This is a genomic window from Intestinimonas timonensis (genome assembly GCF_900626145.1).
GTDB lineage: Bacteria > Bacillota > Clostridia > Oscillospirales > Oscillospiraceae > Intestinimonas > Intestinimonas aquisgranensis.
In genome coordinates, this window is record NZ_LR130816.1 from 87,558 (window position 1) to 110,178 (window position 22,621).

The window sequence follows — 22,621 nt, forward strand, 5'->3', positions numbered from 1 at the left end:
CGAGCAATCAGAAATATGAAATCACGGAGATCTCGCACGAAAAGTATCCCTTTCTTCATCGTATCCGGGCACTCCGAGATATGAGTGCGGAGGTCAGAGCCGGTGATTTAGGTGGCTTCGTGGAGAGCGAGAGCAACCTTTCCTTTGAGCCGGACGATACCGCATGGATCTTTGACGATGCCATTGCCTGCAATGACGCCTATGTTGACAAGGGGGCTGTTCTGCGCGGAGAGGCGGTCGTCTGCGACAACGCTTATATCTCTATGGGCGCTGTCCTTTCCGGCCATGCGCGGGTAGAGGACAATGCCTATATACGCGGCGCTGTACTCAGCGCCTCTGCCAGGGCCTCCGGTTTTTCCATGATCCTCAATGACAAGGATACCATGGGCGTTCCCATTCTGTCCGGCCACTGCGCGGTCTATGGTAAAGTATCCGGGGATGTGCGTCTGACAGGCAGCGCATTGGTGATCAGCGGTGAGGAAATCCGCAACGATACACTGGACACCCTGGTGATCAGCGGGAAAAACCGTTCTGTGATCCGGGATTCGTCCCGAGACGAACTGGCTCCTCAACAGCCAGCTCCTTCTCCCACCAAGAAACAGAAAGGCTGTGAGATGAGCAGATGAGCAACTTTTTTGAGCAGGAACTCCGTAAACTGTTTGCGGACGGGGCTGTAATCCATGATCCGGTCTTTGTAGGCCGTGCTTGCCTGGGTGGCTTGGACAGAAACCGTCAGGTGAGGGCTGAATTTGTTACACTGGGCCATGCGGATCACTATGCAGCTCTTCGTCTGACGCTGCTGGACAGCAATCAGGGTGTGGTGGACAAGCTGACTCTTCGGTTCAAGGATGTATGGGGAAAACAGAAGATCCCCAACAACCCCTACCTGCGGGATGGCGTTGATCCGCATATTTGGGTAGATGGTGACCGGATCGATTGGTATGCCTACCATCCCTCCCAGGAGGACTACCGGCAGCTCCGGCGAATGGCCAGCGACTATGTGGAGACTTTTCGCATTCAAGTCCCGGCAAAAGACCACGGGCCCAAATTGGTGTACATCTGCGCGCCCCTCCGAGGTGAGGTAGAGAAAAACATTGAGTTCGCCAGACAGAAAGCCCAGGAAGTCTTTCAGGCGGGCGACATCCCAGTCTGCCCCCATCTCATGTTCCCACCCATCGCAGATCCGGGCGATCCGGTGCAGGATCAGGCCGCACGGGAGATGGGCCTTCGGCTGGTAGAAAAGTGCCAGCAGGTCAATGTCTATGGACCGGTCACGGAAGGGATGTGGGCGGAGATCCATCGCGCCAATAAACTGGATATCCCAGTGGTAACCGATTTGAAAACGAAGGGACGTACTTCGCCCAGAAGAAAGAAAAGCGCCAAGCGCGAGGAGGTCAAATGATCCGAGAAAAGACCACGGAGGACTTGCGGCACATGACCGATGAGGAGGGGCTGATCCTCCAGGGCTGCGGCGGCGACCTTCTGGAATGGGTGGATGGCATCAACGAGCTGCTTACTCAGGAAGGAATCCTGCTGAATGGCACCAAATTTGAACATGCGGCCACATTCCAGCACGACGGTCTCACAAACCTGCTGTTCTCTTTTGAGGGGGTTCAGCTGAATGTAGGAAAGCTTGCGATGTGGCGGATTCAGACACACAGCCAGTTCGGCGGTACTTGGCTGTCCGACTATGTACCCAACCGGCTGGGTGGTTTCCTGGATCAGCCGAACCAGCAGGTGCGAGCGAAACCGTACTGTTCGCTGATTGAACAAGACGGTAACATCTTCAACCTGATGGGGGCAGCGTCCAGAACCCTCCGGGAGCATGGCATGGGTGACCAGGCCAAAGAGATGTGCGACCGCATCACCGGAGGGAATTGCCACAGTTACCATGAGGCGCTGTGTATCATCAGCGAATATGTGGAGACGGAACTGTCCGCGCTCCAAGATCAATCCAAAGGAAAGAAGGAGAAACATGCCTATGAGCGATAACATCACTGCGATTCATCCCAGCTGGGAGATCATCCACGGCGACGCACTGAAGGTCCTGCGCGAGTTTGCCCCTAATACCTTCGATGCGGTCATCACCGATCCCCCCTATGCCTCTGGGGGCCGGACCCAGGCGGAGAAAAACAAGTCCACCGACAAGAAATATTCCAGCATGGGGGAAAGCGCACCCCCTCCCTTTGACGGCGACTCCAAGGATCAGCGATCCTGGACCCGCTGGGCCGCTGAATGGCTCTATGACGCCCGCAAGGTCTGTAAACCCGGTGCCCCTGTGTGCATGTTTATCGACTGGCGGCAGCTCCCCGCAGCCACTGATGCGCTCCAGTGGGCGGGGTGGATCTGGCGCGGTACCGCTGTCTGGGACAAAGGCAACAGCCGTCCCCAGAAGGGCCGTTTCCGCCAGCAGGCTGAGTACATTGTCTGGGGTTCCAACGGGGATATGCCTATCAGCAGACCTGTCCCCTGTCTGCCCGGCGTATTCAAGTATGGCAATCCCCAGAACCGCATCCACCTGACGGAAAAGCCCTTGCAGCTCATGCGGGATGTGGTGAAGATCACCGAGCCGGGCGGACATATTCTGGACCCCTTTGCCGGTTCCGGCAGCACGGTGCTGGCTGCCGTGCTGGAGGGTTACTCCGCCACCGGCATTGAGGTTACGGATGCCTATGCCGCCCTGTCCAAGGAACGGATTGAGCGGGAACTGGCCCAGGGTGTGTGACGGTGTACTGTCTGCCGATTGTCCTTGATGAGTTTTCTGGTAGTATATTGTAGTTTGGGCAGGGTGTCGCATTAGACACCCTGCCCGGATTTTTTAACCTTCAGGGTGCTAACATAGACACCTTTGTGTGGAGATAATCATGTCAGAGGAATATTGAGCATTCCAGCCTGCAAGGTAGGCGTCACCGCTCTGGTCCAGAGCGGTGATTTTTCTTTTCCATGGAGCTGGCAGGCTCTGCCCGCCATGATCATAATCCACTTACCGCTTGAAAATAGGCCCCGCTTCGGCGGGGCCTAACCAACGCCGCCTGGGGCGGCGTTGGGCAAGCATAGCGCAAATGTACATTTTGCGCGCTTGCAGGGGAAACCCCTGACCCCAATGCCGCCTGCGGGCGGAAGGTTTGCGGCAGAACCGCAGAAAGGAGGCACGCTTGGGGCTCTCAAAAGAAAAACACCATCTGCACATTGAGCTGACGGCGGAGCAGTATCAGCAGCTCTGCCGTCAGGCCAAACTCTGCGGGCTGTGTAAACGGGCTTATATCGTCCGGCTCATCGACGGGACTCCGATCCGGGCCAGACCCTCCCAGGATATCAAGGACCTCCGCACGGAGATCCATCACATCGGCAATAACATCAACCAGATCGCCCGCAGCGTCAATGCCGGTATCGCCACGGCAGAGGATGCCAGGCGTGGACTGTTCCTGCTGGATAAAGTCTATGAGTTGATGTACCAGGTGGCCAATCCGTAATGGCTGTCACCAAAATTCTGGCTCGGAAAGGTCGGTTGGATATTGGGATCGACTATATCCTGAACGGCGATAAGACGGAGCAGAAGATCCTCACCGCCCATCAGGGCTGTGAGCCAGGCCGGGAATGCCGTCAGATGCTGGAGACGAAACGGGACACCGAAAACATGGGGGGCGTCCAGTATTACCATATTGTCCAGTCCTTCAAGCCCGGTGAAATCTCTCCCGAGCTGGCTCTGGAAATTGCCAAGACTTTCGTTGCGGAGCATCTGGACGGTTACGAGGCGGTAATTGCCACCCATGTGGATCGGGGGCATATCCATTCGCACATTGTGTTCAACTCTGTGAACGCGGACACCGGCGAGAAATATCATAGCAATGCCAGAAGCTATTACTGCCAGATCCGGGCCATCTCAGACCGGCTGTGCCGGGAGCACGGCCTCTCTGTGATCCTATCCGGAGAGACCTCCAAATCCATGAGCTATGTGGAGTGTCTGCGTCAATCCAAGGGTCAACCTACCTTTCGCTCCATGCTGGAGGCGGATCTCCAGGAGTCCATTGAGGACGCCAATGACCTGGGACACTTCTTCCTGCTCATGGAGCACAAGGGCTACGAGATCCGCCACGGAAACCGTCTGGGATTCCGTCTGCGGGGGCAGGAGCGGTTTCAGTATCCAGGCAGAAAAAATGCCGCATTCACAGAGGACGGTATCCGTGCCGCCATCCTGGGCAATTTGGAGAAAATCGAGACAGGTCAACGGGCCGCATTTTCTGACAGGCCCATGTTTCGTCCCTACCGCAGACACCCCAAATACACGGGCTTTTTGGCCCTGTACGTTCATTATCTCTACCTGCTGGGAAAAATCGAACAGCGACAGTATCCCCCCAGGATGACGCCGCACCTGCGGCAGGAAGTCATGAAATTTGAGCAGTACCGGACACAGTTTGCTTTCCTGCGAGAGAACAACATTTCCACCACTGACGAAATGACCGCCTATCAAAGCCGCACAGAGGAAACACTGGCCGATCTGATGAAGCAGCGCACCATCCTCAATGTGCGCAAAAAGAAGCGGCAGGCGCTGTACGACGCCCTGGCGGATGTGGAGGCCCTGGCACCGGCCAAGGTATGCTATGAGAAGGGGCTGTCCGGCATGGAGGAAGAGTTTGCCCGCTACATGCAAGCCGTGCGCCTATTGGAACGGTGCGGCGTCCCCTCTGAGCATCTGACACAAGAAAAAACGGAGGTGTATAACCAGCTTGCCGAGCTAAACCGGCAGATTCGCGCAGAACGCAAAAAGCTGGACTTGTGCCGGGAAATCCAGACGGCAAGTAAGCAGATGGAAGAAGATATCCGCAAAACCAAAACAAGAGGAAAAGAGGTGGAACACGATGAACATCGGAGGCGGTGAGGCTGCCGACCAGATGGTCCGCATGATGTTGACCGGCACAGAAGTGACAGTTCGGTTGGGTGCATCTGCTCTCAAAAATCTACTGGCCATCACGCTGGCTTTGGCAAAGCACCACAAGACCCTATCCGGAAAGGTCAACATGGGAAAAATGCTCCGGGAAACACGGGATATCCGAATGTTCCCCATGTCGCCGGAACAGTATCAGGCATTCAAGCAGAGAGCGGTCAAACAGAAGATCCTGTTTTCTGTCATCCGGGATTCAGATGGGCGGGGCAAGGTGGTAGATGTGGCCATGCCAGTCACAGAGCTGGAGCGAGCCAATCTCATTTTTGAGCGCATCCGATACCTTCCGCAGGATCGCCAGAGTACACCAGCCAAGGAGCAAGCCCCCATGCGGGATTCCGTGATCCGGGAGGAAAGAACGCCAAAAAAAGAGTCTCGGTCGGAGTTCGACTTGGCCGGTATCAGCGGCAGCTCCAGTATCTCCAAGAGCGAAATCAGTACGGAGACGACTCATGAGCGCCCCTCTGTTCTGGCACAGCTGAAGGGATACCGGGAACAGCTAAATCGGCAGCACAAAGCGGCTCCGGCCAGAAGCAAACAAAAAGGACGCCCCAAGCAGAGATAATGCCCCTACTGTTGGGGAGTATGTTCACACTCACAATCGATTACAAACAAGTCATTTGGTGTGCAGTTTAGCAATAAACACAGGGTTTCAATTCGCTCCAATTTGATAGACTGAGTTTCATTGTTCACCATGCGGTTGAAATTCTGATAGCTCATTCCAAGTTGCTTATAGAGCCAATATTTTGTCCTGCCCTGTTTCTCCAGCAATGCCAACACATTTAGTTTTACCATATCTCATGCTCCTATTATCTAATGTTGTAGTTAGATAATATGGAATTGCCCACCTAAAGGTATAGACTATTACATTGGATAATGTTATAGTCTATACCTAAGGAGGAGTGGTTTATGCATGAGCAAGAACTACGGCAGCACCGTTGCTGCTTTACGGGACACAGGCCAGAAAAGCTGAAAATTCCCGAAGAACAGCTATGTGTACAATTAGGACTGGAAATCGACCGAGCGATAGAAGATGGGTTTACTACATTTATTTCAGGTATGGCAAAGGGGGTAGATATTTGCGCGGCAGAGCTGGTTCTTAAACGCAGAGTATCAGATAACCGACTGAAGCTGATCTGCGCACTTCCGTATGAAAATTTTGGGCTTCATTGGAGTGCGTCTTGGACTAGTCGTTATGTGGAGGTGATACGGCACGCAGATATGGTGCGCTGCATTAGTAGGGAGTTCTCCTATTCCGCATACCATCGCCGCAATGAATGGATGGTAGATCACTCCGGACGGGTGATTGCGGTCTATACGGGTGAGAGCGGCGGAACCAGAAATACCATCGCTTATGCCAAACAACAGCACATTCCGTGTGTTATCATCACACCATAAATAGGGGGACTCAGCAGACGAATCCATCTGCTGAGTCCCCTGTGTTTTGTCTGGAGGTGAGTTTTCATGAAACAAAGCTCCAGGGCCGGGGACATTATCCTGGCCCTGTTTTTCTATGTTCCGGTGGTCTGGGGCGCATTGCTCATTGCCCAATCCTTGGGGCGTGGATTGCCGGAACTTCTTACCAACCTGACAACGGCGCTCCAGCACCCGCTGGATATCCATTGGACAGACAAAAGCCTGCTGTCCATCCTGATCTGCACCGGCCTCTATATCATGGGCCTATGCGTCTACGCCTCTGAGCAACGGCGCACTCGGGACGGTGAGGAGCACGGCTCCGCCGCCTGGGGCTCTCCCCGGCAGGTCAACGCCATGTTCCGCCAAAAAGAGAACAAGATCCTGACCCGCCATGTCCGCTTGGGCCTGGACACCCACAAACACCGCCGCTCCCTCAACGTCCTGGTTATTGGCGGCAGCGGCGCGGCCAAGACCCGCAGCTATGTGAAACCAAACATTCTGGAGGCCAACACCAATTATGTCATTACCGACCCGAAAATGGAGGTGCTCACAGCCACCGGAGGGTGGCTGAAAAGCAAGGGATATGACATCCGGGTACTCAACCTGGTCAACCTGGAGGATTCGGACGGATACAACCCATTCCGCTATCTGAGAGATGAAAAAGATGTCCTCAAGCTGGTCAATAACCTCATTCAAGCTACCACACCAAAGGGCAGCCATGAATCTGATCCGTTTTGGACCAAAGCCGAGACGGCGCTCCTCCAAGCCATCATCCTCATGCTGTTCCAGGAGGCCCCGGAGTATGAGCAGAACTTCTCCATGGTCATGCGGGTGCTGGAATACGCGGAGGTCCGAGAGGAGGATGACGAGTATCTCTCCCCCCTGGATTTACTGTTTCAGGCCATGGAACGGGAGAACCCGGAGAGCGTGGCTCTGCGGCAGTACAAAGTATTCAAGCAGAGCGCAGGCAAGACAGCCAAGAGCATTCTGGTATCCGCCGCGGTTCGTCTGGCCCCCTTTAACCTACCCCAGATCCGGGCCATCACGGACCACGACGATATGGACCTCTATACCCTGGGAGAAAAGAAATGCGCTCTCTACGCCGTAATCCCGGACAATGACAACACCTTCAATTTCTTGGTGTCCCTGCTCTATTCCCAGGCGTTTCAGACGCTTTATTACAGCGCGGACCAGATCCATCATGGGGCGCTACCCCGGCACGTCCACTTTGTATTGGATGAGTTCGCGGCCATGCCGCTGCCAGGGTACACCCGTGAATTGGCCACCATGCGTTCCCGTAACATTTCCTCCAGCACCATCATCCAGAATATGGCCCAAATCAAGGAGCTGTACAAGGACTCCTGGGAGACCATCCCCGGCAACTCGGACACCATCCTCTATCTGGGCGGCAACGAGCAGAGCACCCATAAGTATATCTCTGAGGCCCTGGGCAAGGCCACCATCGATACAAAGACCCATGGGCAGACCAAGGGCAAATCAGGCTCCTACTCCACCAATTTCCAGATGAGCGGACGGGAGCTGCTCGCCCCCGATGAGGTTCGTGCGTTGGATAATCGCTATTGCATCTTGTTTATCCGGGGAGCAAAACCCGTCATGGACCTAAAGTATGAACTGACCGAGCACCCCGCTATCCGCTACACCGTGGACGGAGGCGGAGCGCCGTATATTCACCATGGACACAACACCACACCGGCCATTCCAGGCACACCGTTCTTCCAGGTTATTACTGCCGATGAAACCAACAAAGAAAAGGAGACTGCAGCATGAAACATGATCTGACCACCCGTAAGTATGAGCGCCGCGCACGGAAACTGTACGCCCTGTTTTCCTGCCTCGTTCTGGCGCTGACCGTTATGGTTGTCCCGGCCTTTGCCGCAGACGATCCGCTGACGGTCGTCAACAACCTTTCCGAGTTCATCTTCTCCCTGATTCGAGCCATCGGCCTGATCCTGCTGGGCTTCGGTGTCCTCCAGCTGGGCCTGTCCCTCAAGAGCCACGACCCCTCTCAGCGGGCCAACGGCATGCTCACCATCGCTGGCGGCATCGTGATCACCTTCACCAAGGAGATCCTCACCCTCATCACCGGCTGATGAACATGAGAATAAAAAAATGCCCACCTGCAACCCAGCGCAGCGGTTGCGGGTGGGAGAGGAGGGACAAAGGAATGGAGCGTAATCTCACCGCCAGACGGAAACAGAACGAAATGGATTTCGTCCCGACGAGGAGGTGAAATGATTGGGCAGTGGAAACTGGATCGTAGACAATCTGAATTCCGCCCTGCAGACCTGGAACGACAAACTCGCAGAGATCTGGACCCTGATCAGCACCACCCCGGAGGAATTCAAAGGCGGCGGGATCTGGAACGTGATCGTCAGCATCAACGGCGCGCTCCAAGCCATCGGCTACGCTCTGCTGGTGCTGTTTTTCGTGATGGGCGTAGTTAAGACCTGCGGCAGCTTTACCGAGATCAAGCGCCCAGAGGTGGCCTTCAAGTGCTTTATCCGCTTTGTATTGGCCCAGGCGGCAGTGACCTATGGCATGGAACTGATGAACGCCCTGTTCCGAATAGCCCAGGGTGCAGTATCCACCATCATGGACGCATCCGGCATGACTGCCATGTCGCCCACTACACTCCCGGAGGAACTCATTACCGCCATTGAAAGTGTAGGACTGTTGGAATCCATCCCCCTCTGGGCGGTCACTCTGCTGGGGTCTTTGTTTATCTGGGTTCTCTCCCTCATTATGATCCTGACCGTCTATTCCCGCTTTTTCAAACTCTACATGGCAACCGCTATCGCGCCCATCCCTCTGTCCAGTTTTGCGGGACAGCCCTCCAGCAGCATCGGCGTCGCTTTTCTTAAAAGCTATGCCGCCATCTGTCTGGAGGGCTGTATCATTGTATTGGCCTGTGTTATTTTTTCGCAGTTTGCTTCTGCACCGCCCGCTGTGGGGGATGCTTCCACAGCACCAGCCACGCTGGTCTGGAACTACATTGGAGAATTGATCTTCAATATGCTGGTGCTGGTAGGCTCAATCAAGATGAGCGACCGGATCATCCGGGAATTGATGGGGCTTGGTTAGTCATCGTCAAACAGGTCGTCCACCCGGATCTTATATCCACCATCCGGTTCTGGTTCCCCATACATTTGTGCCTCCCACATACGGTTGCGCACAATAAGTTCCAGCATCTTGTCCTCTCTCCGCCGAAGCAGAATGCCACGAACCTTCCGAATCAGGGAAACTACCCAGGATAGGACTACCACCGCCAGCAGCGCATACCAGATGACGTTGGCCAGAGTCTGGTGGGCATAATACCATTCATGGAACACGGTGGGGACGACCAGCGCATATAGCAGTGGAATGGTCAGGCGAAACACGGCTGCCAACCGGAACACAATGGAGAGAAAAATCATCACGATCCCGAGCATCAAGTATACCATGCGCTCCACTCCCTTTCTAAGTTGAGCAAATGGTACCATAGCCGGGCAGGCTTTGCAACGGTCTGTCCATGAAAACTAAGCAGAAATGTAGGAGGTGAGACCTTGGAGGTCCGCATCAATAAAGAAGTACGGAATTATCAGGAAAGTCTATTTTTTGGCCTGTCCCTGCGGCAATTTTTGTTTGCCCTTCTGGCTGTTCTGGTGGCGCTAGTCGTGTACTTTTGCCTGCATCCTGTTCTTGGGACAGGCGAGATCGGCTGGGTGTGCATCCTAGCCGCGTTTCCCTTTGCCCTGGGCGGTTTTTTCACCTACAACGGCATGACCCTGGAACGCTTTCTCATGGCTTATATCCGCTCGGAATTTCTCATGCCCAAACGGCTCTTATTCCGAACGGAGGATCTCTATGTCAAACTCATGGAACACGCATCAATAAAGGAGGCCATCCGACTTGATTAAGACCCTTCAAAATACACTGAAGCAGGACAAAGAGCACCTTTCGGTGCCCAAGTCCGTACAGGATACCATCCCCATCCGCCGTCTCTGGCCGGATGGGCTTTTTCAGTTTGGCGGGAAATTCTCGAAAACCGTCCGCTTTTCCGACATCAATTACGCCATCGCTTCCAAAGAGGACAAGACCTCCATGTTCCTGGGCTACTCGGAACTGCTCAATGCCCTGGACACCGGCTCTACCACCAAAATCACCATTAACAACAAACGGCTCAACCGCCGCAACTTTGAGCAGGAAATCCTGATCCCGCCCCAGGGGGACCATCTGGACGGGGGCCGTTCGGAGTACAACGCCATGCTGCTGGACAAGGTCACCGACTCCTCCAACAGCATGGTGCAGGAGCGATATGTCACAGTATCCGCCCATAAGAAAACGCCCGAGGAGGCACGCACCTTCTTTGACCGGGTCATGAATGATGTGACTACCCGGCTCAATCACCTGGATTCCCACTGTGAGGAGCTGGACGCGGTGGAGCGGCTGCGTGTGCTCCACGACTTTTACCGGGTGGGCGAGGAGTCCCGGTTCCATATCGATCTGCGGGAGTGCATGAAAACGGGACGCTCCTTCAAGGACACCATCTGCCCGGACAGCATGGAGTTCCGGAAAGACCACTTCATCATGGGCGATAAATATGGCCGGGCCATGTTCCTCAAAGAGTATGCCAGCTACATTAAGGACTCCATGATCAATGAGCTCACCAGCCTGAACCGCACCATGATGCTGTCCATCGACGTGATCCCTGTCCCCACCGACGAGGCTGTGCGGGAGATGCAGAACCGCCTGCTGGGGGTGGAAACCAACGTCACCAACTGGCAGCGGCGGCAGAACAGCAACAACAACTTCTCTGCGGTGGTGCCCTACGACCTGGAGCAGCAGCGGAAAGAGACGCGGGAAATGCTGGATGACCTGACCACACGGGATCAGCGGATGATGTTCGCTGTGGTGACTCTGGTGCATCTGGCCGACAGTAAGGAGGAGCTGGACAGCGACACAGAGACCCTTCAGTCCATCGCGCGCAAGCATCTGTGTCAGCTGACCACCTTGAACTGGCAGCAGGACGCGGGCCTTGTCACCGCCCTCCCCATGGGGCTGCGGCGGATCGATGCCCTGCGGACCCTGACCACCGAGGCCCTGGCCGTCCTCATGCCCTTCAAAGCCCAGGAGATCCGGGACCGGGGCGGCATCTACTACGGCCAGAATGTCATCAGCAAAAATCTCATCATTGCCGACCGCAAGCAGCTCCTCAACGGCAACGGATTTGTTCTGGGTGTGTCCGGCTCCGGCAAATCCTTTACCGCCAAGCGGGAGATCACCGCCCTGGCCCTCTCTACCCAGGATGACATCCTGATCATCGATCCGGAAAGTGAGTATCGGCCCCTAGTGGAGGGGCTAGGCGGCGAGGTGGTGGAGATCTCGGCCACTTCCAGCAACCACATCAACGCCATGGACATGGAGCAGGGCTATGGCGAGGGCGAAAACCCCATGGTGCTGAAATCGGAGTTCCTGCTTTCTCTCTGTGAGCAGTCTGTGGGGGCCGGAAAACTGTCTGCCAAGGAGAAGTCCATCATCGACCGCTGTACGGCACAGTGCTACCACGACTATGTGCGGGACGGCTGCCGGGGCCAGGCCCCCACACTCCAGGACTTTCACGCCGAACTGCTGCGCCAGCCGGAGGCCGAGGCGCGGGACGTGGCTCTGGCACTGGAACTGTTCACGGAGGGCAGTCTCAACACCTTTGCCAAACCCACCAATGTAGACATGAGCTCACGCATCGCCTGCTATGATATCCGGAAGCTGGGCAAACAGCTGCTCTCCATGGGCATGCTGGTGATCCTGGACAGCTTTCTCAACCGGATCACCCGCAACCGACGCCTGGGGCGGAATACCTGGATCTATATCGATGAGATCTATCTGCTGTTCCAGCATGAGTACAGCGCCAACTTTCTGTTCACCCTTTGGAAGCGAGTGCGGAAGTACGGTGCCTGCTGCACCGGCCTGACCCAGAATGTGGACGATCTGCTCCAGTCCCACACGGCCCGGACCATGCTGGCCAACAGCGAGTTCCTGGTCATGCTCAACCAGGCCAGCACCGACCGGCTGGAGCTGGCCCGGCTGCTGAACATCTCCGACAACCAGCTCTCCTACATCACCAATGTGGACTTTGGACGGGGTCTCATCAAGTGCGGCAGCGCCATTGTGCCCTTCATGGACAATTTCCCTCGTCATACGCAGCTCTATAAACTGATGACCACCAAGCCCTCTGACTTGGCCGCGTAATAAAACCAGGGAGGGGCCAAGGCCCCTCCCTCCTGGATCGAGGTGAGATATATCGATAAAATCAAAGAGAAACCCCAGGTGCAGCACACTTTGAAAGAACGGGTCAAGTCCGTACCGAAGGAATTGATCCGGCGGGGGCTGGACGATGGCACAGAACGCCTGCGGGGCCAGCTGCGGGACACGGCCCAACACGGCCAACGGGATAACTTCGGCGGTGACCAGCTGGGCGATGCCGAGGTGAGCGGTGTCAAACGGGCGGAGCAGCTGGCCGAGCGTCTGCTGGGAAAACGAAAGAAAGGTGCAAAGCACACCCCGGATGCAGGCCCGGACAGATACCCTGGCAGTCATGATACTCCGGAAGCCGCAAAGCCAAGAGATGACAGTATTCTGCCTCCAAAGGACCGCCTTCGCAAAAAGGAAGCGGGAGATCCGCTCCGGGCGCAGAGTGCGGGCAGAAGCCGCCCCCAGCCGCAGTCCGCACTCCAAACGCCTCAAAAAAGAAATATCAAGACCAAGGACGCCTATCTGAAGATGCAAGCCGATCCCGCGTCTGTCACACCGCCAAGCGCCTTGCAGCAGGGAAAAGCGTCCTTTGTGCGGGAGCGCCAGGGCATCCTTCTCCACAGCAGGAAACTAGAACGGCGCTTGCCCGCAAGAGAGGACGGCCCCTCGGCAGCTTCTCCCTCGGGAAAACGGCCACAAGGTATAGAGGCCCGCAAGCAGCCACATCAGGTGTCTGGGCAGACAGGTGGTTCTCGTGTGCAGTCCCGGCCTCACGGGGAGACCTCCAGGCAGGCTATGGGCAGCACCGCAAAGACGGCAGTAAAAGAACGAGGCGTGCCGGTCAAATCGGCTGGCCATCCCATTCGCAAAACGGCTGGAATTGGAAAGCCGGGTGGGAAACCGCCTGTAAGAGCGTTTCCGGCCCGACAGGCCCGCCGTGCGGCGGAGGCGGGAGCCAGACTGGCGCGAACTCAAAAGGCCGCAAAGGCAACCCGTGTGACCGCCAGGCAGGCCGCACAGGCGGCAAATCGTGCGCTCCGCGCCGTGATCGGGGCAGCTAAGGCTCTGGCCGCCGCGGCCACAGCAGGCGGTGGAGTAGTGATTGCGGTGGTGGTTGTCATCTGTCTGTGCGGCATCATCCTCGCCTCACCGCTAGGCATCTTTTTTGCCGGGCCTGATGAAACAACCGGGGCCATCTCTCCCGCCCAGGCGGTGGCACAGATCAACGGCGAATTGGGAGAGAAGATCTCCAGTATGCAGGCGGAGGGTGGATATGATACGCTGGAGATCCAGGGACAGCCGCCCCCCTGGTCTGATATTCTGGCGGTGTTTGCCGCCAAAACGGCGGGCGCTTCTGATGGAACGACTGTGGCGATATTGGACGCGGCCAATGTGGAGGCCCTGCGCACAGTTTTCTGGGACATGATAAAACTTACCTCTACCCCCAGTGAGGTGGAGCATCCCGCCTCCGGAGACACTCCGGCCTGGACAGAGCAAATACTCACTGTGACGATCACCGCCAGGACGCCGGATGATATGCGGGTATTTTATTCTTTCACAGAGGAACAGAACAAAGCTCTGGATGAACTGCTGGAAAATTCCGACATGCTGGCTGCCTTGGCCGGGGATCTCACGATCTCAGACGCCACAGCAAAGAAGCTGCTGGCTGAGCTGCCCACTGACCTGAACCCGGAGCGCCGGGCTGTGGTGGAGACCGCCTGCAGACTGGTAGGCAAGGTCAACTACTTCTGGGGTGGGAAGTCCCTAGTGATTGGCTGGGACTCCCGCTGGGGCCAGCTCGCCAAGGTATGGGCGGACGGCAGCTCGACTACTGGAACCTACCTGCCTTACGGGCTAGATTGCAGTGGATTCGTCGATTGGGTATTTTACAATGTTACTGATGGAGAGTACGTCATAGGCCACGGCGGCGGTGCCCACATGCAGCACACCTACTGTACCCCCATCTCGTGGAATGAGGCCCAGCCCGGCGATCTGGTGTTCTATCCCGATGATGAGCATGTGGGAATCGTAGGTGGCAGAGATGAAAGCGGAAACATGCTCATCATCCACTGTGCGTTCAGCCAAAATAATGTGGTGATCACCGGCCTGGATGGCTTTACTTCCATTGGCAGGCCAGTCTATTACAATAAATCGTATTAAAGGTTTGAGAGAGGGCATAATTATATGCTCTCTCTCAAAATTATATAGTTTTGTATACAGTGACGAATACTGGTACCATTACCTCCTGCTAGAGACATACGGTTAATTGACTCATCCCATAGTGATACATAGGGATTTATTGGTGGTCGGAAAGACCCGAAAAGTGCTCATCTACAATTGCATTTAGCTGTGCGGCAATTTCTGAAAAGTCACGATTTAAATTAAGGGTTCGGACACTAATTTTATTTCCGCTCATTTGATAGCTGTTATCTGGCTGGATCTCCTCGTCCGTTGCCGCATATAAAAGCATCCCGGAAACAGTGTGAGGCTGAACACCAAACTCCATATCCTTATTTTTGACATAAGTAAATATCTGGTACAGATTACTGGAGTGGATTTTGTGGATGTCGTACTGCTTCTGCGTTGTATGTGTGTAATATTTGGCATCGATAATAAGCACTTCGCTACCTCTAGTGAGTATGATATCACTTTGCATTATCGGTAACATTGGCCCTACTCCATCATCTAAGGCCCAAGGAATCTGCGAGGCGGTTGCTGTTACCCATGGACACTCTTTGGCATAGTATTCAAGAATAAACTTCTCATATAAACGGTTCATACGTTGTTCGTCAACAAAAGAAGCCAGCTTAAATTCTCCAGAGTCCGTTGTTAGCAGCATCCCGTCAAGAATGAGTTGACACAGACTGATAAGCATACGGTAGGTGCTGTTATTTCTTTGAAAGCGAATTGCAGCCCAGCGGATTGCAGTAGGATCAATGGTGTCAACATTGGAGAAGAATGACATTTCTTTTTTTAAGTCATTCTTGTGTTCCTGATCGACCCTAGCATGTCGCAGTAGAAGCATGACAGTAGTTTTGAGAATTTGATTGAAAAGATTATTTTCAGAAAGCTCGTCATACTCACAGGTTAATACCTGCTTTCTGGAAAGCCTGTTCCGAATAGTCCCCGGCATATCAATTTTGCCACGCACAACGGTAATGTCATCCTTGCGGTTTAGGTACTCTCGATACAGGCCCTGCTTCAACTGTTTGCCGATGCCTTTTGCTAAGATAGAAGCAAAGAGATTATGTATGTTTTCGAATTCTTCGGTAGCAACATCCTCATAACCGCCTTGGTTCAGCGTCGTGAAGGCATATGAAAGCATATAGTATATGTTTTTTATGAAGATGCTTTTGTCTTTAATCATTGAAATACACCTTGTAAAATGTTCTCCCACCGCTGGAGTTTGTTGGCATCATCAAACCAATATTCACTAAGCATTGGAAGAATATCATAGTCAACAATGGAATGCAGCCATTCTTCTGTACAGACATCCCTGCCACAGAAATAGCTGTGGCCAATGCAGAAGCCTTTCCCCAGCGACTTATCGAGAGATATCTCTCGATTCAAATCCTTCACTTTGGAAATGAGTTCATTCAGGGTTTCATTGTTCAAGCTATTCTGGTAATGGGTGAAGCCCTCAGAGTCAAAGCCAGGCTCAACTTCAAAGAAGCTAAAACGGCGACGAAGCGCATAGTCAATCATGGCAAGGCTACGGTCTGCCGTGTTCATCATGCCGATAATGTAGAGGTTCTTTGGTACTGAGAACGAAAGCCCGTTGTAGGCCAGAGTAGCTTTTGTTCCTCTATAGTCTTTTTCTATCAGCATCAAAAGTTCGCCGAAGATCTTACTCATATTGCCACGGTTGATCTCATCGATGATAAAGAAAAATTCTTGATCAGGCTGGTTTGCTGCCTTCTGGCAGAAACGATAGAAAATCCCGTACTTCAACTCAAAGCCATTTTCACTTGGTTTATAGCCCATCATGAAATCTTCGTAGGAATAGTTTTGATGGAACTGCACGAACTCAATTCGACTATCGTCTTTTTCTCCCATCATGGACCACGCCAGACGCCTCGCTGCAAATGTCTTACCAACACCGGGAGCACCCTGTAGGATGATATTCTTCTTGTTGCGGAGAACGGCTACAAGTCTCTCATAGCGTTTTTCGGTCATATAAACCTCATTAAGGAAGTCATCCTTCGTATATGTATCAATAGAATCTTCGGCAACCACAGGATTTTCGTCTCGGATCATATCGAGAATGAAATCATACTCGCCTCTGGTAAGTTTAAATAGGCTGCCCTGCGGATTCTGAAAATACTCCATACGCTCCAGTTCCGGGCATTCTTTTAGTGTAGCATAGTCAATAGGTGAAGTCAGTCCCTCAACTTTCTCGAAGAACAACTTCTCGCCATCCTGTTCTGCGCTGATACGACCGATCGCAACAATCTGCTTTACCGGATTGGATTCATACCCTATGATCATATCACCGGCTTTTGCGTCAAGGAAGTTCTGGAAGATGCGTCGTTTATTTCCGTTTTCATTATAGAGTGTATAGGATTGAACGTCACCAACGGCAATGTCGGAGAAGCTCCATATCTTCGGATTTGCATTTAGCCACCAATATCTGTGATCAGCCTCTCCGGAAGCTGTAGCCACATACAATTCAACTTCGCTTAAATCGACTTTATCAAGGGCGGTAGAAAGTTCGTCCCTCAGTTTCCAAACAAAGCTACCATCTTCATCTTTCCCAGCATCGCGGCCCGTATAGAGGATGGTCCACCACTGTGTAGAGCCATCTTCTCGTGTGGCTGGAGTGATACCTGTAGACTCACAAACTCTTTTGGCCAGTGCAACAGAACCAGAGTTATAAAAGTTTGGTGTCTCACCGTATTTAACCGCCAGCTGAGTACATGATGCCACGCCGCCGTAATCTTTCATGCGCCTCATAATTTCAAGCGCACTGACTGTAAAGATAGTCCTGTCCTTCAGCAACTTGTCCCAATCGTCGACAGAAAGGCCGGGGTCATAATCAACACCATACCAGCCTGTGGTGGTGTCAACTACTGCATCTTTCTTAGAATAATACCTGCTAATGTAGAAGCCGACATCAATAGTTAACGTTTTCAACTCAGGATCAGAATAGCAGGCGTCCGTTAGCTGTGATTGGAAGATGTTTACTAACTCTGTATCCAATTTCAAATACTCGCTGATCTCATCGTATAGCTTCAGAAAATTGCGAATATTGTCAGCGTAGGCACCTTTCTTGAAGCGGTAATCCGCCTCAAGCTCACTGGCAACTGCCTTTACCTCACTCAATTTGAAAATATAATACTTATCCGGATACCGGAGCCAGAGATAAGTACTGATGGCGTTTTCGTATTGATAATGCTGCCCTGCGCCATTTCCGTACTTCTCCAGTAATATAGAGGATTGATTTTTGAAATCCAGAACACGAGATACTACATCATTGCTCTCATCAAAGAGTGCAATAAACATAGCACGAACTTCCTCTGGGGCAACTTTTGCAAAGCCTTGAATCATTTTTGCCGGGAAGTTATTCATTGACGCTAAGAGATTGCATGTCTTGGAAAGAGAGCGAGTGAGCATATCAGCAAAGTCTTTTGCATTGATATCCCAATTGTCCTGAAAGCACTTAACTGCTTCCCATTTGTATTTTTCGTTTGGCCACTGCTCAGACACAAAGACCTTTTTGTACTGTACAAGGACCTCTTTTAACCGAAATATATCAAACATAAGCTCCCCCCTTTATTTAGTTGGCATTTCGTAGACTTCTGTAAATTTCGTCGGAAAAGATACCAAGCACCTGTCGCTTCATTTCATCGTTGGAGAGCAACAAAGAGAAGAAGTCCTGATTCTGGGAAAGCCCCTCAATCAGTGCATCATCGATATCGTCAAAGTAAGAAAACTCGAAGTCTTTCTGGGTGTTGTTCTTCGCACTCGTCTTCAGCTTGTCCGATTTCATCAAAATATCACGGATCTGGAGCATTGCCTTAACCACAACATCGTTGTCATAGGATTTTCCTGTGCGACTGTTGATCTCGTCAATAATTTCGGACAGCCGTTGTTCCTTATCCTCGGTAAGGCCAAAGTGTTCTGCTGTCGGCAGTTTCACAACCGGTTTTGCCACAAGATTCGGAGAGATGTGTTCTTCTCCTTTTTTCTGCACAAAGTTAGATGCCTGAATTTTCCCGTCCAGGTTAAATCCAGCGCCTGGATGCTTGATGTTGATATATGCAAGAAGATAAGCGATAAAATTATACTTTTTATGCAAGTCATGATCCTCAAAGCAGGACACTTGCAAGAGAAATTCATAGTATCGGACAAAACTACGCATATCAGCGACGGCCTGACGTTGCTCTTCATACTCATAATGATCGAGAAGCTTCTTGCTCTTCTGCAAGAAGAAAGTCAACCGCTGTTTTTGCTTGCTGGTTATCTTTTCGGAGTACAGGATCTCGTTTGCACTGTCGATATCAGCAGGATCAAACAGCGCATAGGCGTCAATCTTAGCCTCCAAATCATAAATTGCACTGGGGGTCACGGAGTTGGACAGGAGCGTGGTCGTGTAATACGGCGCAGACGCAGCCTTCATATCTTCGTAGCTGTTCACGAAATCCAAGACAAAAGTCTTTTTATCATACGGCGGGCAGATACGGTTTAAACGGGAAAGCGTTTGGACCGCATTCACACCCCGCAACTTTTTTAGCACATACATGGCGCAGAGCTTCGGCTGGTCAAATCCTGTCTGATATTTATTGGCAACCAGCAAGACCTGATAGGCATCCGTGTCAAATTCTTTGGGAAGCTGATCTTCTGGGAAGCCATTCAGGGACGCTTCTGTGTATTCGGTCTCATCATCTGGCAGCTTCACTTTGCCGGAGAACGCCACTAGGGCGTGAATACCCTCATATCCTTTTTTCGTGATGTAGTCCTCAAATGCCTGACGATACTTCACAGCAGCTTGGCGAGAGGCTGTGATAACCATTGCCTTGGCCTGTCCGCCCAGCTCATGCATGACTGTGGTGCGGAAATGCTCAACAATGACCTCGATACGCTGGGCAATGTTGGTCTCATGCAATTCCACAAAACGGGCAATCTGGCGCTTGGCGGCGTTGGTCTTACAACGAGGATCGTCTTCAATCTCTTTGTTGATCTGGTAGAAGGTTGAGTATTCCGTGTAGTTCTGTAATACATCCAGAATGAAGCCTTCCTCAATGGCCTGCTTCATAGAGTAAACATGGAATGCCTCGCGCTGACCTTTGGTATTTAGGCGGCCAAACAGTTGAATGGTAGTGGGCTTCGGTGTGGCGGTAAAAGCAAACATAGAAACATTGGCTTGCTTGCCGTTGCGCTTGATTTCATCGGAGATCATATCTTCCACGTCTGCATCTATCTGCTCACCGGAGCCAAGGGACATGGTCACTGCTGCCATGTCTTTGCCAGCAGTGGAAGAATGGGCTTCATCAATAATCACAGCAAACCGCTTATTTTTCAGGTCCTTTACACTATCCACGATATAGGGGAACTTTTGAATGGTAGTTGCAATAATTTTGGTATTGCCATTCAATGCAATCGCCAGATCAGCCGAGTTACACTTATCGTCCATCACGCGGATGAGACCGGCCTTGTGCTCCATGCCCATGATGGCTTTCTGCAGCTGGCGATCCACCACCACGCGGTCGGTCACAATGATGATATTGTCAAAGATGATTTTGTTGTCAGCGTCATGCAATGAACTCAAACGATGAGCCAGCCACGCAATAGAGTTTGTTTTTCCCGAACCGGCGCTGTGCTGGATCAGGTAATTCTGTGCGGTACGGTTCACACGGACATCGACGAGAATTTTACGAATGACATCCAGCTGATGGTAGCGGGGAAAAATGAGATTTTCAGTCCGTTTCACCTTGCCGGTCTGGTCATCGACTTTCTCCTTCACCTCAACAAAAATGAACTTGCTGATCAGATCCAGGATGGTATCCTTTGTCAGAATGTCCTCCCACATATAGTATACGCTGTATTTATCCTCAAAAGTAGGATTCCCTGCACCGGCTGTCACCCCCTCGCCGTTGCCCATGTTAAAGGGCAGAAAGAAGGTGGCATCCCCGGCCAATTTGGTGGTCATATAAACTTCTTCCAGGTCCATGGCAAAGTTTACAAGGCAGCCCGCCTTGAAGAGAAACAGACGGGTCTTGGGATTGCGCTCAGTCCGGTACTGGTAAATGGCGTCCTGGTAAGACTGTCCGGCGGTGTTGCACTTCAATTCAAAGGAGATGATGGCAAGGCCGTTCAGAAAAATCACCACATCGATGCGCTCTTTATCGCTGGCCCAGACCTCCTCCATGACAGAAAAGACATTTTGGCCGTATTTGCGAGTCAGTTCCGGGTTGAAGGTGGTGGCGGGCTTTGTGTACATCAGTTCCAACTTTTGATTGGAGATCTCAATACCGTGCTTCAGCACCTCAATCAGGCTGCCACGGGCTTTGGTGGTCTCTGCGTTGATAAAGCTGACGATGGTATCCTCCAGATCGTCCTTGTAGATTTTCCGCAGGTAGTCCATTGTGTCCGGCTGGGTATCGTTCAGGAATTTGAATAGCATTTCCCGGTCAACGGCGAACCGGCGGTCAAAGTTGGCGGCCTTGCGGATGACATAACCATTGTCCTGAGAGAGCCGTTCCAGGAGGAACTTTTGAAAGTCTTTTTCGGATAAAACGTTCGTCATTGCACAGGCACCTCCTTTTTCCCAGTCACATACTCGTAGATAAGCGATTTTTTGTAAGCTTCCAAAACAGTTAGCTGTTCTTTTTTCTGATCGCTGATACTGTCAATTTGTGAGCATTTCATGTCTAAATAAGACGCGATATCTTCCTGCTCAGACAGCGGGGGCTCATAAAGCGGAACCTGCGCAAAGTTTGAAAATCTCAAATCCTGTCCGTCTCTAATGAAATTACAAGTACCCTGTAACGCATTTATGTACGACGAGGACTTAAACAACCATTTGTAAAAACGTGGACAGATTGGTTTATTTGCCTTCAAAACGACATAATGCCATGTGATACATCCTGTAGTCTCACTCATCTCAAGGCCACCTTGAAAACTGCGTAGACTGATGACAAAATCGTATGGTTCAACATGCTTCCAGTTCTCTAACCCCTGATTGGCAAAAACAATTTTAGAATTTTCACGTTCCATGTACTCTTGCTGAGTAACAATGCCATGCTTCTGACTAGCTGTGAGCTGCTGGTCACCTTCACATTTTCTCTTATCTGAATTATGAAACAGATACTTTGAAGGGATTACTTTCCAGTGCACTGGCATTTGTTCTATCCATGAAATCTGGTGGCATGCCATCTCCACATCAGGGTTCAGCCCCTTAGTAACTGCCTCAGTAATAATAGAGCGTTTATATTGCTCCAATGTGTCGATTTGGGTCTTGATATCTGCAATGAGGGAATCAATTTCGGCGCATTTGGCATCCAAAAAATCAGCAATATTCTGCTGCTCAAATAAATCAGGAATCAGATATTCGATTTCACGTAGCTTTTTCCAATTTGTATCGCAAGTTCTTACTCTTATACCGGTAGATAAAGATAGAAACAACCCACAGTAAGCCATAGAACGCATTAAATACATTAGGTATTTTTTACATTGGGTGGTATTTAAAACATTAAGTACTGGAGTTGCTTTGCCTCTGGAATCAGATATTCCAATGGCACCAGCGAAGCCATCCATTCCGTGTATAATAAGGTCACCTACATCAATGCCTTGATAACCTGTTTCAGTCAAAGAGACAGTAAAACCATCCTCCCTTCGATTGGAACGCAGCGTAACTTCACCATTTCGAAAACAAGTAATAACCTCGTCTGTCTCCTTCGGCGGTTTATTAAGTAATGAGATAAAATATTTTCCTTTATTAATTCGCCAAGTGCTGGGGATTTGTCCGACCCACTCAATCCCGCTATCCTTCATCGCTCTCATACCATCACCGCC

At 51.9% G+C, this 22,621-nt stretch carries 20 protein-coding genes; 14 read left to right on the forward strand and 6 right to left on the reverse strand.

The genetic code is table 11. The features are described 5' to 3' along the window. Positions 1–80: 80 nt before the first annotated feature. The 7 genes from E0E29_RS00460 (at position 81) to E0E29_RS00490 (ending at position 5,507) form a co-directional block, all read left to right on the forward strand. On the forward strand, positions 81–626 hold the full coding sequence (locus tag E0E29_RS00460) for an LbetaH domain-containing protein (RefSeq protein WP_242622320.1): 546 nt from the start codon (positions 81–83) through the stop codon (positions 624–626). Further along, complete coding sequence (locus tag E0E29_RS00465; protein WP_130848150.1) at positions 623–1,402, forward strand: DUF7768 domain-containing protein; 780 nt, start codon at positions 623–625, stop codon at positions 1,400–1,402. The genes E0E29_RS00460 and E0E29_RS00465 overlap by 4 nt, the downstream gene beginning before the upstream one ends. Further along, on the forward strand, positions 1,399–1,992 hold the full coding sequence (locus E0E29_RS00470; protein ID WP_130848151.1) for a hypothetical protein: 594 nt from the start codon (positions 1,399–1,401) through the stop codon (positions 1,990–1,992). The genes E0E29_RS00465 and E0E29_RS00470 overlap by 4 nt, the downstream gene beginning before the upstream one ends. Further along, positions 1,982–2,725 (forward strand): DNA-methyltransferase, encoded by a 744-nt coding sequence (locus E0E29_RS00475; RefSeq protein WP_207303548.1) that lies wholly within the window; start codon positions 1,982–1,984, stop codon positions 2,723–2,725. The genes E0E29_RS00470 and E0E29_RS00475 overlap by 11 nt, the downstream gene beginning before the upstream one ends. Positions 2,726–3,155: 430 nt before the next feature. Continuing rightward, positions 3,156–3,473 (forward strand): plasmid mobilization protein, encoded by a 318-nt coding sequence (locus E0E29_RS00480; protein WP_130848152.1) that lies wholly within the window; start codon positions 3,156–3,158, stop codon positions 3,471–3,473. Beyond that, positions 3,473–4,879 carry a relaxase/mobilization nuclease domain-containing protein gene (locus tag E0E29_RS00485; protein WP_130848153.1) on the forward strand — a complete coding sequence of 469 codons (1,407 nt, stop codon included), beginning with the start codon at positions 3,473–3,475 and terminating at the stop codon, positions 4,877–4,879. Before E0E29_RS00480 ends, E0E29_RS00485 begins: the two co-directional genes overlap by 1 nt. Continuing rightward, positions 4,860–5,507: a DUF3801 domain-containing protein gene (locus E0E29_RS00490; protein WP_130848154.1), complete on the forward strand. Its 648-nt coding sequence runs from the start codon at positions 4,860–4,862 to the stop codon at positions 5,505–5,507. Before E0E29_RS00485 ends, E0E29_RS00490 begins: the two co-directional genes overlap by 20 nt. A gap of 5 nt (positions 5,508–5,512) precedes the next feature. Here the strand turns inward: E0E29_RS00490 and E0E29_RS00495 are convergent, their stop codons facing one another. Further along, entirely contained in the window at positions 5,513–5,737 is a 225-nt protein-coding gene (locus E0E29_RS00495) for a helix-turn-helix domain-containing protein (protein WP_007491771.1), read from the reverse strand. Positions 5,738–5,851: 114 nt separating this feature from the next. On the opposite strand from E0E29_RS00495, the gene E0E29_RS00500 reads away from it, so the two are divergent. The 4 genes from E0E29_RS00500 to E0E29_RS00515 all read left to right on the forward strand — a co-directional run bounded on the left by E0E29_RS00500 (position 5,852) and on the right by E0E29_RS00515 (position 9,460). Further along, entirely contained in the window at positions 5,852–6,340 is a 489-nt protein-coding gene (locus tag E0E29_RS00500; RefSeq protein WP_130848155.1) for an SLOG family protein, read from the forward strand. 66 nt (positions 6,341–6,406) lie between these two features. Further along, complete coding sequence (locus E0E29_RS00505) at positions 6,407–8,146, forward strand: VirD4-like conjugal transfer protein, CD1115 family (protein ID WP_130848156.1); 1,740 nt, start codon at positions 6,407–6,409, stop codon at positions 8,144–8,146. Then, the gene (locus E0E29_RS00510; protein ID WP_006574296.1) at positions 8,143–8,469 is read left to right on the forward strand and encodes a hypothetical protein; all 327 of its coding nucleotides are present in this window, start codon (positions 8,143–8,145) and stop codon (positions 8,467–8,469) included. The genes E0E29_RS00505 and E0E29_RS00510 overlap by 4 nt, the downstream gene beginning before the upstream one ends. Before the next feature lie 145 nt (positions 8,470–8,614). Beyond that, entirely contained in the window at positions 8,615–9,460 is an 846-nt protein-coding gene (locus E0E29_RS00515; protein WP_130848157.1) for a VirB6/TrbL-like conjugal transfer protein, CD1112 family, read from the forward strand. Here E0E29_RS00515 and E0E29_RS00520 read toward each other — a convergent pair. Beyond that, positions 9,457–9,819, reverse strand: a complete 363-nt coding sequence (locus E0E29_RS00520; protein WP_242622321.1) for a molecular chaperone GrpE — start codon at positions 9,817–9,819, stop codon at positions 9,457–9,459. The two genes, E0E29_RS00515 and E0E29_RS00520, sit on opposite strands and share 4 nt — an antisense overlap. A gap of 102 nt (positions 9,820–9,921) precedes the next feature. Here E0E29_RS00520 and E0E29_RS00525 point away from each other — a divergent pair, with 102 nt between their 5' ends. The 3 genes from E0E29_RS00525 (at position 9,922) to E0E29_RS18390 (ending at position 14,767) form a co-directional block, all read left to right on the forward strand. Beyond that, a complete protein-coding gene (locus tag E0E29_RS00525) occupies positions 9,922–10,275 on the forward strand; it encodes a PrgI family protein (RefSeq protein WP_130848159.1) in 354 nt (117 codons plus the stop codon). Next, on the forward strand, positions 10,268–12,604 hold the full coding sequence (locus E0E29_RS00530; protein WP_130848160.1) for a VirB4-like conjugal transfer ATPase, CD1110 family: 2,337 nt from the start codon (positions 10,268–10,270) through the stop codon (positions 12,602–12,604). The genes E0E29_RS00525 and E0E29_RS00530 overlap by 8 nt, the downstream gene beginning before the upstream one ends. A gap of 90 nt (positions 12,605–12,694) precedes the next feature. Next, entirely contained in the window at positions 12,695–14,767 is a 2,073-nt protein-coding gene (locus E0E29_RS18390) for a C40 family peptidase (protein WP_242622322.1), read from the forward strand. A 136-nt stretch (positions 14,768–14,903) separates the two neighbouring features. On the opposite strand, the gene mcrC is transcribed toward E0E29_RS18390, so the two are convergent. From mcrC to E0E29_RS00555, 4 genes are read right to left on the reverse strand one after another with little or no spacing between them, the layout of a single operon-like run. Then, positions 14,904–15,974 carry a 5-methylcytosine-specific restriction endonuclease system specificity protein McrC gene (mcrC, locus tag E0E29_RS00540; RefSeq protein WP_130848161.1) on the reverse strand — a complete coding sequence of 357 codons (1,071 nt, stop codon included), beginning with the start codon at positions 15,972–15,974 and terminating at the stop codon, positions 14,904–14,906. Then, positions 15,971–18,367 (reverse strand): AAA family ATPase, encoded by a 2,397-nt coding sequence (locus E0E29_RS00545; protein WP_130848162.1) that lies wholly within the window; start codon positions 18,365–18,367, stop codon positions 15,971–15,973. Before E0E29_RS00545 ends, mcrC begins: the two co-directional genes overlap by 4 nt. Positions 18,368–18,383: 16 nt before the next feature. After that, positions 18,384–21,353: a type I restriction endonuclease subunit R gene (locus E0E29_RS00550; RefSeq protein WP_130848163.1), complete on the reverse strand. Its 2,970-nt coding sequence runs from the start codon at positions 21,351–21,353 to the stop codon at positions 18,384–18,386. Beyond that, positions 21,350–22,609 (reverse strand): restriction endonuclease subunit S domain-containing protein, encoded by a 1,260-nt coding sequence (locus E0E29_RS00555; RefSeq protein ID WP_130848164.1) that lies wholly within the window; start codon positions 22,607–22,609, stop codon positions 21,350–21,352. Before E0E29_RS00555 ends, E0E29_RS00550 begins: the two co-directional genes overlap by 4 nt. Positions 22,610–22,621 lie beyond the last annotated feature (12 nt).